The organism is Phytohabitans sp. LZ39 (assembly GCF_059359075.1).
This window is the reverse complement of record NZ_JCADBM010000022.1, coordinates 159957-176496: the sequence shown is the minus strand read 5'-3', so window position 1 is coordinate 176496 and position 16540 is coordinate 159957. Positions and strand designations below refer to the sequence as shown.

At 70.0% G+C, this 16540-nt stretch carries 14 protein-coding genes; 11 read left to right on the top strand and 3 right to left on the bottom strand.

Annotated elements, in window-relative coordinates; genetic code table 11:
* The first annotated feature begins 20 nt into the window (after positions 1-20).
* From AC5L36_RS34440 to AC5L36_RS34425, 4 genes are all read left to right on the top strand, one after another.
* Entirely contained in the window at positions 21-518 is a 498-nt protein-coding gene (locus AC5L36_RS34440; RefSeq protein WP_441222804.1) for a MarR family winged helix-turn-helix transcriptional regulator, read from the top strand.
* Positions 519-801: 283 nt separating this feature from the next.
* On the top strand, positions 802-3564 hold the full coding sequence (locus tag AC5L36_RS34435) for an alpha-amylase family glycosyl hydrolase (protein ID WP_441222803.1): 2763 nt from the start codon (positions 802-804) through the stop codon (positions 3562-3564).
* Positions 3565-4086: 522 nt separating this feature from the next.
* Positions 4087-7752 carry a hypothetical protein gene (locus AC5L36_RS34430; RefSeq protein ID WP_441222802.1) on the top strand — a complete coding sequence of 1222 codons (3666 nt, stop codon included), beginning with the start codon at positions 4087-4089 and terminating at the stop codon, positions 7750-7752.
* Positions 7745-8344: a hypothetical protein gene (locus AC5L36_RS34425; RefSeq protein ID WP_441222801.1), complete on the top strand. Its 600-nt coding sequence runs from the start codon at positions 7745-7747 to the stop codon at positions 8342-8344. The genes AC5L36_RS34430 and AC5L36_RS34425 overlap by 8 nt, the downstream gene beginning before the upstream one ends.
* Positions 8345-8351: 7 nt before the next feature.
* Here AC5L36_RS34425 and AC5L36_RS34420 read toward each other — a convergent pair whose 3' ends face one another.
* On the bottom strand, positions 8352-8768 hold the full coding sequence (locus tag AC5L36_RS34420) for a RusA family crossover junction endodeoxyribonuclease (protein ID WP_441222800.1): 417 nt from the start codon (positions 8766-8768) through the stop codon (positions 8352-8354).
* A 444-nt stretch (positions 8769-9212) separates the two neighbouring features.
* Here AC5L36_RS34420 and AC5L36_RS34415 point away from each other — a divergent pair, with 444 nt between their 5' ends.
* From AC5L36_RS34415 to AC5L36_RS34400, 4 genes are read left to right on the top strand one after another with little or no spacing between them, the layout of a single operon-like run.
* Complete coding sequence (locus tag AC5L36_RS34415) at positions 9213-10427, top strand: ABC transporter substrate-binding protein (protein WP_441222826.1); 1215 nt, start codon at positions 9213-9215, stop codon at positions 10425-10427.
* Positions 10424-11377, top strand: coding sequence for a carbohydrate ABC transporter permease (locus AC5L36_RS34410; protein WP_441222799.1), 954 nt, complete (start codon positions 10424-10426; stop codon positions 11375-11377). Before AC5L36_RS34415 ends, AC5L36_RS34410 begins: the two co-directional genes overlap by 4 nt.
* Complete coding sequence (locus AC5L36_RS34405; protein ID WP_441222798.1) at positions 11377-12204, top strand: carbohydrate ABC transporter permease; 828 nt, start codon at positions 11377-11379, stop codon at positions 12202-12204. The genes AC5L36_RS34410 and AC5L36_RS34405 overlap by 1 nt, the downstream gene beginning before the upstream one ends.
* Before the next feature lie 3 nt (positions 12205-12207).
* Positions 12208-13410: an ABC transporter ATP-binding protein gene (locus tag AC5L36_RS34400; protein WP_441222797.1), complete on the top strand. Its 1203-nt coding sequence runs from the start codon at positions 12208-12210 to the stop codon at positions 13408-13410.
* 47 nt (positions 13411-13457) lie between these two features.
* On the opposite strand, the gene AC5L36_RS34395 is transcribed toward AC5L36_RS34400, so the two are convergent.
* Positions 13458-13865, bottom strand: coding sequence for a hypothetical protein (locus AC5L36_RS34395; protein ID WP_441222796.1), 408 nt, complete (start codon positions 13863-13865; stop codon positions 13458-13460).
* A gap of 110 nt (positions 13866-13975) precedes the next feature.
* On the opposite strand from AC5L36_RS34395, the gene AC5L36_RS34390 reads away from it, so the two are divergent.
* Entirely contained in the window at positions 13976-14641 is a 666-nt protein-coding gene (locus AC5L36_RS34390) for a winged helix-turn-helix transcriptional regulator (RefSeq protein ID WP_441222795.1), read from the top strand.
* Here the strand turns inward: AC5L36_RS34390 and AC5L36_RS34385 are convergent, their stop codons facing one another.
* Positions 14642-15028 (bottom strand): hypothetical protein, encoded by a 387-nt coding sequence (locus AC5L36_RS34385; protein WP_441222794.1) that lies wholly within the window; start codon positions 15026-15028, stop codon positions 14642-14644.
* A 58-nt stretch (positions 15029-15086) separates the two neighbouring features.
* On the opposite strand from AC5L36_RS34385, the gene AC5L36_RS34380 reads away from it, so the two are divergent.
* Positions 15087-16007 carry a phosphotransferase gene (locus AC5L36_RS34380; RefSeq protein ID WP_441222793.1) on the top strand — a complete coding sequence of 307 codons (921 nt, stop codon included), beginning with the start codon at positions 15087-15089 and terminating at the stop codon, positions 16005-16007.
* A 35-nt stretch (positions 16008-16042) separates the two neighbouring features.
* The gene (locus AC5L36_RS34375) at positions 16043-16522 is read left to right on the top strand and encodes a hypothetical protein (RefSeq protein ID WP_441222792.1); all 480 of its coding nucleotides are present in this window, start codon (positions 16043-16045) and stop codon (positions 16520-16522) included.
* The last annotated feature ends 18 nt before the right edge of the window (positions 16523-16540 follow it).

Below are 16540 nucleotides of genomic sequence, written 5' to 3'. Positions count from 1 at the left end.
GGCAAGGTACCGTGGCGCATGTGACACCCACCGACTCCGTCGACCGCATCGTGGCGGCCTGGTCGGCGCGCGACCCGGGGCTCGACGCCAGCCCGCTCGAGGTGGTCGGCCGCCTGCTGCTGTGCGCGCAGCACTGCGAGCGCGAGATCCTGGCCGCGCTGGCCGCGTTCGACCTGAGCTTCGCCGACTTCGACGTGATCAACACGCTGCGCCGCCGCGCCGACCCCGGCGGCACCAACCCCACCGACCTGGCGCGCTCCTCACTGATCACGTCCGGCGCGATGACCGCCCGCCTCAACCGGCTGGAAGCCGCCGGGCTGGTCGAGCGCACCCCGGACGCCGCCGACCGCCGCGCGGTGCGGGTGCGGCTCACCACGCGGGGCGAGCGCCTCGCCGAGCGCGCCCTCGGCGCGGTGCTCGCCGCCGACGAGCGCTTCCTCGACCCGCTCGACCGCCGCCAGCGCGACGCCCTCGCCGGCACGCTCCGGCACCTGCTCCGGCCCTACGAAAACCTTTAGCGACATATTTGCCCGCGTCCGCGCCAGTTACCGGCCGTATGCTCCCGCGGGCCGGCGGGCCCGCGGGACAAGACCGAACCCAACCCGCCGCAGGCGGCCTGGGGTGGGCGCGACCAGCGGCGGACGGGTGAGGCCGCGGGAGCGACGGTCTGGACCACGACGGAGGTCGCGGTAGCTCAAAATTTCGCCCGAGTGGACGAAGGGGTGAGTCCGGCCGAAGTTTCGAGGGCGTAACGTCCCCGGAGACGATGCCGGCAGTCAATGTCGATTGTGGGGGGCCAGCATGTCCGTCCGTCGCGTCCTCGCGGCCTTCGCCGCCATCCTCGCCACACTCGGGCTGGCGACCCCGGCCGTGGCCGGTGACCGGGGCTTGTCCGGGTTGCACTCGTTGCGTTCGCCGGTCACCGACGAGTCGTTCTACTTCGTCATGGCCGACCGGTTCGCCAACGGCGACCCGAGCAACGACCAGGGTGGGCTCGGCTCCGACCCGCTGGTCTCCGGCTTCGACCCGACGAAGAAGGGCTTCTACAACGGCGGCGACCTCAAGGGCCTGCTCTCCCGCATCGACTACATCCGCGGCCTGGGCACCACGTCGATCTGGCTGACGCCGAGCTTCAAGAACAAGGCCGTGCAGCTCGAAGACGGCCCGTCCGCCGGCTACCACGGCTACTGGATCACCGATTTCACCCAGATCGACCCTCACCTGGGCAGCAACGCGGACCTGCGCGCGCTGATCGACGCCGCGCACGAGCGGGGCATGAAGGTCTACTTCGACATCATCACCAACCACACCGCCGACGTGATCGGATACGAGGGCGGCGCCCGCCGCGGCTACGTGTCCAAGGACGCGGTCCCCTACCGCACCGCCGCCGGCGCGCCCTTCGACGACCGCGACTTCGCCGGCAAGGCCTCCTTCCCGCCGCTCAGCCCCACCACATCGTTTCCGTACACGCCGGTGCTCGACCCCGCCGAGCAAAACCTGAAGGTGCCGGCGTGGCTCAACGACGTGACGCTCTACCACAACCGCGGCGACACCACGTTTGTCGGTGAAAACTCGTACTACGGCGACTTCTTCGGCCTCGACGACCTCTTCACCGAGCACCCGCGCGTGGTCGCCGGAATGATCGACGTCTACAAGGCGTGGATCCGCGACTTCGGCGTCGACGGCTTCCGCATCGACACGATGAAGCACGTCGACGACGAGTTCTGGCAGGAGTTCGGCCCCGAGGTGCTCGACTACGCGCGCGCTCAGGGCAAGCGCGAGTTCTTCATGTTCGGCGAGGTCTTCGACACGACCAAGAGCTTCACGTCGCACTTCACCACCGCCGACAAGATGCAGGCGGTGCTCGACTTCCCGTTTCAGGACGCGGCCCGCGGCTTCGCCTCGCGCGGCCAGTCGGCCGGCCAGCTCGCCACGTTCTTCGCCGGCGACGACTGGTACACCGACGCCGACTCCAACGTGTACCAACTGCCCACGTTCCTCGGCAACCATGACATGGGCCGCATCGGCCACTTCGTCACCGCCGACAACCCCGCCGCCGGCGACGCCGAATGGCTGAGCCGCGACCGGCTCGCGCACGAGCTGATGTACTTCAGCCGCGGCAACCCGGTCGTCTACTACGGCGACGAGCAGGGCTTCACCGGCCCGGGCGGCGACCAGAACGCCCGCCAGACCATGTTCGCCAGCCAGGTGCCGGACTATCTCGACGACGACCTGCTCGGCACCGCCGCCACCCACGCGCAGGACAACTTCGTCAGCGGCCATCCGCTGTACCAGTCGATCCGGGGGCTCGCCGCGCTGACCCGCGCGCACCCGGCGCTGCGCGACGGCGCGCAGGTGCACCGCTACGCCGCCGGCGGCCCCGGCGTCTACGCCTTCTCCCGGCTCGACCGGCACGAGCAGCGCGAGTACGTCGTGGCCCTCAACAACAGCGAGCAGGCGCAGACCGCGGCGATCCCCACCTACGCGGCCAAGCGCGGCTTCCACCGCCTGTACGGCGGCGGCCCGGCCCGCGTCAAGTCCACATCGGACGGCAAGCTCACCCTCACGGTGCCCCCGCTGTCCACTGTGGTCTACGCGCTCGACGGCCGCGTCCCCGGCTCCAAGGCCGCGCCCGCGGTGAGCATCACCGGCGCCACGGCGGCCGAGGGCGCCCGCGGCCGCATCCACGTCACCGCCGGCGTGGCCGGCTCCTCGTTCTACGAGGTCTCCTTCTACGCGCAGGTCGGCAACGGCTCGTGGCGCCCGGTCGGCGTCGACGACAACCCGCCGTACCAGGTGTTCCACGACGTGAGCGGCCTGCGCGCGGGCACTCCGGTGCGGTACAAGGCCGTGGTCCTCGACAACCGCGGCCACACCGCGACGAGCGCGTCACGCGCCGCGTCCGTGCCGACCCCGCTGGTGTCGATCGAGGCGCCGAGCGAAGGCAGCCGTGTCCGTGGCACGGTCGAGGTCCGCGCGGTCGTCGACCCGGAACGCGCCACCCACACCGTCTCCTTCGAGCGCCGCGTCGCCGCCGGCGCCTGGACCCCGATCGGCAGCGACGCCAGCTCACCGGCCTACACCGTCTTCGACGCGCTCCCGGCCGATCTCGCGTCCGACACCCCCATCGAGTACCGGGCCACGGTGCGCGAGCCGGACGGCACCACGGCGACCAGCCCGGTGCGCCGCGTACGCGCCGCCGGTCCACAAGCGACGGTCGCGACGCTGCACTACTTCCGCCCGGCCGGCGACTACGGCGACCAGCAAACGGGCTGGGGCCTGCACATGTGGGGCGACGCCGTCGACCCGGCGACGCTCGGCCAGATCGCCTGGGACAACCCGTGGCCATGGACCCGCGTCGAGGGCGGCTGGGCCGAGTACGACATCCCACTCGTCCAGGACACCCAGCCGGTCAACTTCATCATGCACCTGCCCGCCGGGGACTCGGTGCCAGACACCCGCGAGCCGGGCGGCGACCGCTCGTTCCTGCCGATCAACACACCGGAGGTCTGGATCGTCCAGGGCGACCCGACCGTCTACACCAGCCAACCCCCGGTCCAGTGACCTTTCGGAGTCGGGGTGGCATCGACCTGGACCCCTATTCAGACAGAGATTTGAGCTACCGCGACGTCCGTCGTGGTCCAGACCGCTGCGCGGGGCCCCGGGGAAACGTGGAGCGCAGCGGAGCGTTTTCTTGGGGTGCATTTCCCGCGGCTTCACCCATCCGCCGCTGGTCACGCTCACCCCTACGCGCAAGCCTGCGGGGAGAAAGGGGGCGGGTGGCTTGAGCCCGCGCCAGGGCGGCGGTCCACAATGCCTGTTCCCGGATCGGCGATCCGGGAAAGCAACAGGGGTCTCGTCGCCGCGAGTAACCACCGCGGCGGCGCGAGCGGCGCGAGATTCGAGATCTAGGAGAGTTAGGGCGCTATTTCAACCCTAAACGTCCTAGATCTGAAGGCCCACCACCCGGCCCGCTTACGCCGCGTTACCTAGGTGCGGCCGGCGGACGCGCCTGCCGCACCACAGCCGAGACCCTAGGGTTTTCATCGGCGCGACCGGGCCAGCTGGGTGCCTACGGTGGCACGGATGCCTCCGCCGGTGAGGACCGTGACGCTCCCGCCGCTGGCGCCCGCTGTGACGCCGGCGCCGCGGACGGTGCCGGCTGCCGGTCCGGCGGCGGACACCCGGCCCGCGCCGATGACGACCGCCGGTCCGGATCGGGCGCGGGCGGGCAACGCCGCCGTCGCAGCCAGCCTCGCGGCGGTGCCCGCGAGTGCCCTTCCGGGTGTTTCGGGCCTGCCGCTGACCGTGGCCGCGCCGTTGGTGTCGCAGGCGCAGCGCACGGCCGGCAACGGCGCGACGGCGGCCAGCCTGCTCGGCACGACGCCCATGCCACCCGCGACCACGGCCACCGGCGGCGCGGGCTCGGCGACTGCGGCCGCGTCCGGCACGGTGCCCGGGAGCGCGACCGCGGCTCAGGCCGGGGCGCGCGCCGCCAAGCCGGGTGCTGGCGCGGAGCCCGCGGCCGCACCGAAGGACAAGAAGCCCGCGGCCGCGCTGGGGGCCGGCGCGCCCGCGGTGGCTGAGCCGGGGCGCGGCCAGAAGCAGGTGCGGGAGGAGGCGGCCGGGGCAAGGCGGCGGCTGGGCCCGGACCGGGATCCGAAGTTCCAGGCGCTGAAGAAGGACGTCGGCGCGAAGAAGCGGGCGGTCGCGACGAGCCACCCACCGGCGCGGGCCGAGGCCACCAACGCGCAGGGTGCCGCCCAGCCGCCCGCGGACGACAAGGAAGCGCAGGGCAAGGCGGCCAACGCGGAGAAGATGGACGCCGCGCAGCCGAAGGAGTTCGACAAGGCGGCGTTCATCCGCGCGGTCGAGGAGGCGATCGCCAAGCGCGCGCCGAAGAACCTCGACGAGGCCGACAAGTTCGGTGACTCGGACAAGCCGGCCGAGGCCAAGGCCGAGGTGCAGGGGCGCGTCGGCGAGGGCAAGGCGCAGTCGGCCGAGGAGATCGCCACCACGACGGCGGCGCCACCGGATACCTCGAAAGCGGTGGAGAAGACGGTCGTGCCGTTGACCGCGGACCGGCCGCCGGGCGTGCCCGGCACACCCCACGCGGCCAACGCGGTGCCCGACAAGCTGCCGCCGTCGGCGACCGACACCTCGGACGGCCCGCGCGAGATCAACGACCAGATGGCCGCCGCGCAGGTGACCGAGCCGCAGCTGGCCAAGTCCAACGAGCCGCGGTTCGTCAAAGCGCTGGGCGAGAAGAAGGCCGCCGAGCGCGAAGCGCCGCGGGCCCAGGCGCGGATGCGGGCCCACGAGGCCAAGACGCTCGCCGGCGCCAAGGCGGACGCGCAGGGCACCGGCACCGACGCGATGCGCGACATCACCGGCACGCGGGTCACGACCGGCCGGAAGGTGGGCGCGGGCAAGACCGGCGCGAAGGGGCGCGACGAGGACAAGCGGGCGCAGGTGACGGCGACGCTCCAGCGGGTCTTCGACGCGACCAAGAAGGACGTCGAGGACATCCTGTCCGGGCTCGACAAGAAGGTCGACGACCAGTTCACCCGCGAGGAGAAGGACGCCCGCGACGCGTTCACCGCCGAGCACAAGCGGCGCATGTCCGAGTACAAGGACCGGCGCTACGGCGGCTTGACCGGCAAGGCGCGGTGGGTACGCGACCTGTTCGCCGGGTTGCCCGAGGAGGCCAACCAGGTCTACGTCGTGGCCCGGGACAACTACGTCGCCGAGATGCGGAAGGTCATCTCCCGCATCGCCGACACCATCGCCGGCGAGCTGACCCGCGCCAAGCGGCGCATCGCCAAGGGCCGTGCCGATCTCCAGGCCGAGGTGCGCCGGCTCCCCGCCGACCTGCGCGCGATCGGCCAGGAGGCGGCCGCCGACTTCAGCGAGAAGTTCGACGACCTGCGGCAGTCCGTCGACGACAAGGGCACGGAGCTCGTCGACACGCTGGCCGAGAAGTACACCGAGGCGCTCAAGAGCGTCGACGAGGAGATCGCCGCCGAGAAGGAGAAGAACAAGGGGCTCGTCGCGAAGGCCGTGGACGCGGTCAAGGGCGTCATCGACACCATCATCGAGCTGAAGAACCTGCTGCTGGGCGTGCTGGCCAAGGCCGGGCAGGCGATCATGGCGATCCTGCGCGACCCGATCGGCTTCCTGGGCAACCTGGTGCGGGCGGTGGGCGCGGGGCTCCGCAACTTCATCCGCAACATCCGCACCCACCTACAGACCGGCATCCTGTCCTGGCTGCTGGGCGTCTCCGCGCGGGCCGGGCTCCAGCTGCCGGCCAGGTTCGACGCCCGGGGCATCCTGCTGCTGATCGCCACGCTGCTCGGCCTGAGCTGGGCGTCGCTCCGGGCGCGCATCGTGCGGCGGGTACCGGTGCAGGCGGTCGTCGCGGCCGAGTCGGCGGTTCCGCTGGTCACGAAGGTCAAGCGGGAAGGTGTCGGCGGCCTGTGGGACGAGATCAAGGCCCGGGTCGGCGACCTCAAGCGCACGCTGATCTCAAAGATCATCGAGTACCTGGTACCGACGATCATCATCGCCGGTATCACCTGGGTGTTGTCGCTGCTCAACCCGGCGTCGGCGTTCGTCCGCGCGGTCAAGCTGATCATCGACATCGTCACGTTCATCGTCCAGCGCGCCCGCCAGATCATCGACTTCGTCAACGCGGTGCTGGACGCGGTGATCGCCATCGCGCGCGGCGCGGGTGGTGGCGCGCCGGCCCTCGTCGAGCGGGCCCTGGCCAGGTCGATCCCGGTGCTGATCGGCTTCCTGGCCGCGCTGCTGGGGATCGGCGGCATCGCGGACAGGGTCAAGAAGATCTTCCAAACCCTGTCCCGGCCGGTACAGCGCGCGGTCGACTGGGCGATCAACAAGATCATCGGCTTGGTCAAGCGGCTGTGGGCCAAGCTCAAGCGCCAGCTCGACCGGAAGAAGCCGAAGAAGCCGAAGAAGCCCAGGCCCGACCGGCCGCCACGGCGGGCCCGGCGCCGGCCGGACCGCAAGGACCCCGACCGGCGGCGCAGGCGGCCACCCAGGCGCGAGGACAAGCGCAGCGCCGCCGACAAGCTCAAGGCGCTCGATGCCGCGCTGGCCGAGGTCGAGGCGCTCGCCGGCGACACGCCCAGCCGCTCGGTCATCGCGCGGCAGCTCGGCCGGATCCGACGCAAACACAAGCTGACCAGGCTGTACCTCGAAGACCGCGGGGGCGGCGAGTTCCGCGCGGTGGCGGAGATCAACCCGCGCAAGACCTCCCGCACGTACCCACCGGGCGAGACGAAGTACACCATCATCGAAAACGGCGTGCGGATCCTCCGGCCCAAGTACCAGGGTGCGCAGATGATCCGGCGGCGCCTCTACCGCTCCGGGGACCGCACCGCCACGCAGCAGATCATCAAGGATCGGGTCACGCCGCTCCTGCGCCTCAAGGACCGCCGGACCAACAGCTTCGTGGTCGCGGCCGACTGGGCCACCGCGACACATTGGGAGGCCGTCCCGGGCACGATCGTGCCGCTGAAGGGTAAGACCGAGCCAAGCGTCGAGCACAAACCCGAGGTGTTCCGGCACTGGAACAGCGACGGGAAGAACACCAACCAGTCGGAGCGGTTCGACTGGTATCACTTCAAGGGGCGGGAGAGCACCGTGGAGATCCTCCAGGCCTACCTCAACAAGAGCGCTGGCTCGTACGACAAGGACGTCGGACCCAACTTCAAGGAGCCCGGTGAGTAGCGCGCCTTCCTATCACGTCTGGTACCCGATCGTGGAGCGCTCCGGCGACATCGTCCAGCTGCTCCTGACCCACGGACGCCTCCGGACGGCACCCCTGCCGATTTCAGGACCGGCGTTCTTCGGCGAGGTCCTGTCCGCCGCCGGCGTCGAGGCCGGCGTGGTCTCCGGCGGCGTCGACCCGTTCCTGACCTCCTACTTCACCGGCGAGTGGGAGGAATGCTGGGAGCTCAGGGTCCTCGTCGACGGCACCGCGCGGCTGTCCGCCGGGGCGGAGGTCGCCGGCGCGCCGGTGCATGGAGATCCGCAGGCCGCCGGTGAGGCCAGCAGTGCGGCGGTGTGGGTCCTGGCCGACTTCGACCGGCGCAAGGACGCCACCGCCTGCCAGAAGCAGCTCCGCGACGAGCGTGACAAGGGTCCGTGGGACGAGATCAGGCACGACCGCGTGCGCATTCGCGACGTCGGCGCGCGGCACAAGCAGCTCGTGGTGGAGCTGAGCACGTACAAGCGCGAGGTCCCGGACGTCATCGCCGCCGCCGAGCGGTTCGCCACCGTGTGCGCGGACCATGGCGGCCGCCTCCGCGCCTCGACCTAGCGTCAGATCACGGGCCGAGCGCCGAGACGCGCACCGTGTACGACGGCTCGTCGGCGTGTTCCTCGCGGTAGGAGAGCTGGCGGATCTGCCGGTCGTCGACGTAGAGCGCCACGTCGACGAGCACGCCCAGGTGGGCCAGGCTCACGCTCGCCGAGCGGCGTTTGTCCTGGAGCACGTCGCCGATCCCGCCGAGGAAGTTCGTCGCGTCGCCGCTGTGGTGGCCGGGTGGGCGGCGCAGCACCACGTCCAGCGCGACCGGGACGGCCAGCGCGGTCCAGCCGGTGCGTTGCGCGGCCGCGCAGGCGGCCTCCAGCAGCGCGCGCACCCGGCGGGCCTGGCGGTGGCCGGCGGAGAAGATGGACAGCGCCTCGGTTTTCAGCGGCGGCAGCCCACGCACGTCGAACGTGATCGCCACAGGCCGCACGATTGTCTCTTCCACGATCCCGCCCTCCGGACCGTCTAATGGGGAGGATCGGCTTCGGCGGCGACCCGGCCGTCTGACCGTACCGACGGGATTCGCCCTCCGGACAGCGGCCGTTCGTGCACTTTTAGCCATCGACGCTGGTGAGCCTGCCCAGTTTTGCACCGATATCTTGTGCTTGATCCTATAGTGAACCTCGCCAGGTTTGATGTCCGTGCGGACGGGGGAGAAGGGGCGCACAAACGATCCTCTTGAGGCTGGTCGTCGTGTCGCGCTCGCGCGACGCGACGACCAGCCGGGGGTTTCAGATCACGCGTCGACGCCGACGCGCTCGCGCCACGCAGGGATCCTGCGGGCGCGCCGCGCCCTCCGGCGCCCGACCGGAGGGAGGCGAGGCCGGTGCGGAAGACGAGACGGACGGCACGGGTAGGGGCCGCCGCGGCCGCGATGGCCCTGCTCTCGCCGTTAGCCGCGTGCGGCGGCGGCGAGAGCGGCACACCCACCATCAACCTGTACTACGCACCCGAGCAAAACCTTCAGAAGGTCGTCGACGACTGCAACGCCGAGGCGGCCAACCGCTACCGGATCAGCTACCAGGTGCTGCCGCGCGGCGCCGACGACCAGCGCGTGCAGATGGTGCGCCGGCTCGCCGCCGAAGACAGCGGCATGGACGTGCTGGGCCTGGACATCACGTGGACCCAGGAGTTCGCGAGCGCCGACTGGATCCTGGAGTGGACCGGCGACAACAAGGCGCAGGCCGAGCAGGGCACGCTGGCCGGTCCGTTGGCCAGCGCCGAGTACGAGGACAAGCTCTACGCGGCGCCGAAGAACACCAACGTGCAGCTGCTGTGGTACCGCACCGACCTGGTGCAGCAGCCGCCGCGAACGTGGGACGAGATGATCCAGCAGTCGCTGGACCTCAAGGGGCAGGGCAAGCCGTACGAGGTCATCACCATGGGCGCCCAGTACGAGGGCCTCGTCGTCCTCTACAACACGATCGTCGCCAGCGCCGGCGGCCACATCCTCAACGACGAGGGCACCGAGGCCGTCTTCGACCAGGGCGCGGTGCGCGGGCTGGAGATCCTCCAGAAGTTCGCCTCCGCCGGGGTGACGAGCCCCTCGTTCACGAACTCCATTGAGGACGATGCCCGGTTGCAGTTCCAGGGCGGCAACGCGGCGTTCCAGCTCAACTGGCCGTTCGTGTACCCGGCCATGCAGGAGGGCGCCCCGGACCTCGCCGCCAAGGTGCGGTGGGCGCGCTACCCGGGCGTCGACGCGGGCACACCGAGCAAGGTCACCATCGGTGGCTACAACCTCGCGGTCTCCAAGTACTCCAAGCATCCCGAGGAGGCGTTCGACGCGGCGCTGTGCCTGCGCAACGCCGAGCACCAGAAGTTCTCCGCGATCAACGACGGCGTGCCACCGACGATCGAGAGCCTCTACGCCGACCCGGAGATGGCGGAGACGTACCCGATGAAGGACACGATCCTGGAGGAGCTTCGGGACCCGGCGACGCGGCCGCTCTCCCCGGCGTACCAGAACATCTCGACGGTGATGTCGGCGACGCTGTCGCCGCCCGCCTCGATCAACCCCGAGCAGACCGCGAAGGAGCTGCGCGGGTCCATACAGGACGCTCTCGAGTCGAAGGGGGTCCTGCCATGAGCGCGCCCGCCACGACAGCCAAGCACCGGGCCGAGGAAAAGCCGCTGAGCAAGGCGGAAAAGGCGCGCCTCTCCGAAGGCAAGCGGGCCGAGCGCCGGCTGGGCTGGCTGCTCTGCGCGCCCGCCGCGATCGTGATGCTCGCCGTGGCCGGCTACCCGATCCTGTACTCGGTGTGGCTCTCGCTTCAGCGGTACGACCTGAAGTTTCCGGACGAGCGCGAGTTCGTCGGGCTGTCCAACTACGTGACCGTGCTGAGCAACCAGTACTGGTGGACCGCGTTCGGCGTGACCATGCTGATCACGATCGTGACGGTCGTGATCGAGCTGGTGCTCGGCATGGGGCTGGCCGTCATCATGCACCGCACCCTGGTCGGCCGGGGCATCGTGCGCACGTCCGCGCTGATCCCGTACGGCATCGTCACGGTCGTGGCCGCGTTCTCCTGGCGATACGCGTGGACACCCGGCACCGGCTACCTGGCCAACCTCTTCAGCGACAGCGCGCCACTCACCGAGCGGGCCAGCTCCCTGGCCATCATCATGCTGGCCGAGATCTGGAAGACCACACCGTTCATGGCGCTGCTGCTGATGGCCGGCCTCGCGCTGGTACCCGAGGATCTGCTGAAGGCCGCGTCGATGGACGGCGCGACGGCGTGGCAGCGTTTCATCAAGGTGATGCTGCCGGTGATGAAGCCGGCCATCCTGGTCGCGCTGCTCTTCCGCACGCTCGACGCGTTCCGGGTGTTCGACAACATCTACGTGCTGACCGCGGGCGCCAACGAGACCTCGTCGGTGTCGATGCTCGCCTACAACAACCTCATCAAGGGGCTCAACCTCGGCATCGGCTCCACGATGTCGGTGCTCATCTTCCTGACCGTGGCGATCATCGCGTTCATCTTCGTGAAGCTCTTCGGCACGGCGGCACCCGGTAGCAGCGACGAGGGGAGGCGCTGATGGAGTCACGTGGAGTCAAGTGGCGCTGGGGACTGCTCGACGTCATCGTGGTGGTCTTCGCCCTCATCCCCGTGCTGTGGATCATGTCGCTGTCGTTCAAGACGACGGCCACCCTCACCGACGGCAACTTTATCCCGCGTGAGTGGACGCTCGACAACTACAAGACCATCTTCCAGACCGACCAGTTCGTGCGCGCGCTCATCAACTCGATCGGCATCGCGCTGATATCCACGCTCATCGCGGTGACCCTCGGCACGATGGCCGCGTACGCGATCGCCCGGCTCGACTTTCCCGGCAAGGGCGCCCTGGTTGGCGTATCGCTGCTGATCGCGATGTTTCCCCAGGTGTCACTCGTCTCGCCGCTCTTCGACATCGAGCGGCGGCTGGGCCTGTTCGACACCTGGCCCGGGCTCATCCTCCCGTACATCACGTTCGCGCTGCCGCTGACCATCTACACGCTGTCGGCGTTCTTCAAGCAGATCCCGTGGGACCTGGAGAAGGCGGCCAAGATGGACGGTGCCACGCAGGGTGAGGCGTTTCGCAAGGTGATCGCGCCGCTGGCCGCGCCGGGGGTGTTCACCACCGCGATCCTCGCGTTCATCTTCTGCTGGAACGACTTCCTCTTCGCCATCTCGCTCACCTCCACCGAGCGCTCCCGCACGGTGCCGGTGGCGCTGTCGTTCTTCACCGGCGACTCGCAGTTCGAAGACCCGACCGGGTCGATCTCCGCGGCCGCCGTCGTCATCACCATTCCGATCATTTTGTTCGTGCTGTTCTTCCAGCGTCGTATCGTCTCGGGCCTGACGTCCGGCGCGGTTAAGGGGTGACTCATGGCCGAGATCGTGCTGGACAAGGTCGGCAAGCAGTACCCGGACGGCACCGTCGCCGTGCGCGACGTAGACCTGGAGATCGCGGACGGCGAGTTCGTGATCCTGGTCGGCCCGTCGGGCTGCGGCAAGTCCACATTGCTCAACATGATCGCCGGCCTGGAGGACATCTCCAGCGGCGAGCTGCGCATCGGCGGCGACCGGATGAACGAGAAGGCGCCGCGCGACCGTGACATCGCGATGGTGTTCCAGTCGTACGCGCTCTACCCGAACATGACCGTGCGGGAGAACATGGCCTTCCCGCTGCGACTGGCCAAACTGGACAAGGCCACGATCGACGAGAAGGTGTCCGAGGCGGCCAAGGTGCTGGAGCTCACCGAGCTGCTCGACCGCAAGCCGGCCAACCTCTCCGGCGGCCAGCGGCAGCGGGTGGCGATGGGCCGGGCGATCGTGCGCAGCCCCAAGGCGTTCCTCATGGACGAGCCACTGTCCAACCTGGATGCCAAGCTACGCGTGCAGATGCGCACCGTGGTTTCCCGGCTGCAAAAGCGATTGGGCACCACCACCGTGTACGTCACGCACGACCAGACCGAGGCGATGACGCTCGGCGACCGGGTCGTGGTGCTGCGGGCCGGCGCGGTGCAGCAGGTCGGCGACCCGCAGACGCTGTACGACCACCCGAACAACCTCTTCGTGGCCGGCTTCATCGGCTCGCCCGCGATGAACTTCCTCAGCGCGCAGGCGTCGGACGGGGCTCTTCGCACGGCGCTGGGTGACGTGCCGATCGGCGACCGGCTGCGGGGGATGCTGGAGCGGGGCGAGGCGCCGCAGGAGATGATCCTCGGCATCCGCCCGGAGCACTTCGAGGACGCCGCGCTCGTCGACGAGCCGGCGCGGGGCAAGGGCAGGGAGTTCGAGGCACCGGTCGAGCTCGTCGAGTCGATGGGCTCGGACAAGTACGTGTACCTGACCGTCGAGGGCGAGCGGGCCAGCTCGGCCGAGCTGGAAGAGCTCGCCGCCGACGCGGGCGCCTCCGACCTGCCGACCAGCGGCGCCAACCTGGTGACCCGGCTGTCGGCCGAGTCGCGGGTGCGCGAGGGCGGGTCGTACAAGGTCTGGTTCAACCTCGAGAAGATCCACCTCTTCGACCCGTCGGACGGCCGCAACATCACGCTGCACGAAGGGCGCGCGGCCGGAGTGTCCTGAGAGATTCGCGGGGCCCGCCCTCATTTGGGGGCGGGCCCCGACCGTGCTCAGGCGTTGAGCTGCCGCACCGCGGCCACGGCGCCGGCGTCGTCGGACTGCAACCGTCCCGCCCAGCCGGCGTTTTCCAGCGGGTAGTGGTTCATCAGGATCAGTGTCTCGTCGGTGTTGGCCAGCCCGCTGTACGCCGCCGCGATGGCGTCGTGGATCCGCCGGGCCATCGCGCGCTTGGCGTCTAGCTTGTGCAGCTCGGGGACCTCCAGGAAGCACAGTGGACGGATCGGCTCGGCGCCGACGCGACCGTCCTGCGCGACGTTTCCGGCCGGGTACTCCCGGAGCCAGACCCGGACGTCGGGGATGCGAAACGCCTCGTCGACGGCGGCGGAGATCTCCCGCATCATCGTCTCCTTGGCGCCTGGCTGGATCCCCGTCGGTGCCTCGATAAGTACCTGTGGCATAGCTGCTCTCCTTCTCGCTCGCACCATCCTTGCTCTCGGACTGTACAAGTAGTTGATCGGTTTTTCCAAGCAAAAAGTTGCTTAGACGGAGCGAGTGCTAGGCTGATCTGGTGGTGGGCAAGCGGGGATACAACGACGGATGCGCGCTGGCGCACGGCCTGGAGCTCGTCGGCGAGCGGTGGGCGCTGCTCGTCGTGCGCGAGCTCCTCCTGGGGCCGAAGCGGTTCACCGACCTACAGGCCGCCCTGCCCGGCGTCAGCGCCGACGTGCTCTCCCAGCGGCTCAAGGAGCTGCAAGGCGCCGGCCTGGCGCGGCGGCGCAGGCTGGGGCCGCCCGCGCCGGCGTGGGTCTACGAGCTGACCGGGTGGGGCGCCGAGCTTGAGCCGCTCATCACCGGGCTCGCCCGGTGGGCCAGCCAGTCACCCGCGCTGCCAGTGCACGCCCCGATCAGCGCCAGCTCGCTGATCCTCTCGTTGAAGGCGTTGTTCGACCCGGACGCCGCCGGGGATCTCGACGCCACCATCGCGCTGCGGCTCGGTGACGAAGAGTTCGCCATCCGCATCGCCGACCGGGCCTTCCAGGCCACCCGCGACGTGGTGGGCGCCGCCGACGTCACGCTGCACACCGACACCGACTCGCTCACGGCGATGCTCCACGACAACCTCGAGCTGTCCAAGGCGATGCGGCACGGCCGGGTCGAGCTCACCGGCGACATGGCGACGGCCCGGCGGTTTCTCACGCTCTTTCCGCTGCCCCGGGCCGTCGCGGTGGACTGATCAGCAGTCGTAGCCGTGTTCCTGGAGGAGCTGCTTGACCTTCGCGGCGTCCGGACTGTCGGCGCCCCAGCCGTTGACGTCTTCGCCGTTGACCTCGTCGATGTGCCAGTCGTCGCCGGTGAGCCGGCCCTTGGAGTTGGCCGGGTGCTCCAGCTCGACGGCACAAGTGCCGTCGTCACCGTCGGTGTCTACGGCGACGTCGAAGTCGTACGCGACGAGCTTCTTCTTGCCGGAGCCCTCCTCGTCACGCGTGACCGACACGTTCTGAAAGCCGGCGTTTTCCAGCTCGTCGCCGTACTTTCCGGCACCGCTCTTGCCACATCCGGCGATGGCGAGGGCCGCGACGCACGCGACCACGGCCAGCCGAGATCCGATCCCCGTTGTCATGGCCGGCATGCTAGCGAGAGCACGCACGCGTCGTTGTCCCCCGCCGAAAGGGCCGCCATTGTCGCACCGCAAGCCGGACGTCCCCGCCGACGCTCTACACGCCCTGCTCCACAAGGCTTTCGGCGCTTCCGTCAGCTACCGGCGCACCGCCGAAGGGATGTCCACGCAGGTGTACCAAGTCCACACAGGAACGGAGACCTTCTACCTCCGGGTGGCCGAGGAGGCCGACGAAAACCTCGAAACCGACGCGGAGCTGCACCAGCGGCTCCGCGACCTCGGCGTCAAGGTCGCGTCGGTGGTCTACGTCGAGGCCTTCAACGCCGACATCGGCCGCTCCGTCATGATCACCACCGAGGTGCCCGGCGCCGCGCCGGCCCGCACCGCACCCGTGGTCGCGGATGCCGGAGCCGACCTCGCCGTGCTCAACCAGGTGCCGGTCGACGGGTTCGGCTTCGTGCGACGGCGCGGACGCCGGTGGCCGTTGCGGGCCGAATACGCCACCTACCCGCCGTACCTCACCTCGTACCTGCCGCAGACCTGGCCCGGCCCGCTGGCGTCGCTGTTCGCCACGCCGGTCCTCGACACCATCGAGGGCATGGTCGAACACGAGCGCGACCGGCCTCCCGCACGCGCGGTGCTCGCCCACGGCGACTTCGACACGACGCACATCTTCCACACCGGCGACCGGTACACCGGGCTCATCGACTTCGGCGAGATCCGCGGCACCGAGCCGTTCTTCGACCTGAGCCACTTCCACCTGCACGACCGGGAAGCCCTGCTGCCCGCCCTGCTCGACGGCTACCAGCGCGTCCAGCCCCTGCCGGCCGATCACGGGCCGGCCATCCAGCGCGGCGCGGTCCTGCTTGCCCTGCGCCAGCTCTGCCGATGGCTCGGCCCACCACAGGGCCGCCCACTCGACCACCCCGCGGTCACCAACCGGGCCCGCCGCATCCACGAGCTCCTGACCCAGCCGTGGTGAGCGGATGGTGAGCGGGCCGGGCCAGGCTCGTTCCCATGTTGATGAATCTTGTGACCGCGCTCGCGGTGACCGCGGGAGGGTGGCTGCCGGCGCCCTCGGCACCGTTCGACGTGGCGGCCGGCGCCCGCTGCGACTTCCCGGTCCACGGCGAGCCGGTCGTCGACGAGGTGAAGACCAAGGTGCTGGCCCGCCACCCGGACGGCTCGACCAAGCGCGAGGCGTACGTCGGCGACCTCGTCTTCGCGTACACCAACACCGACACCGGCGAGACGCTGGAGGCCGACCTCGGCGGCAGCGCCCTCGTCGAGATCGAGCCGGGCGGGACCCTCACCACCAAATCCACCTGGTACCTGGTGGGGCCGGCCGGGTTCGGCTTCCGCGAGGGTGGCGGCAACCGCCCGCGCGGGCTCTGGGTCTTCGACGGGGTCTACACCGTCGCGTTCGACGCCGCCGGCGTGAAGACGGTGACCATGTACCACGGCACCGAGCGCAACCTGTGCACCGAACTGGGGTGACCAAAGCGTCCTAGCGGT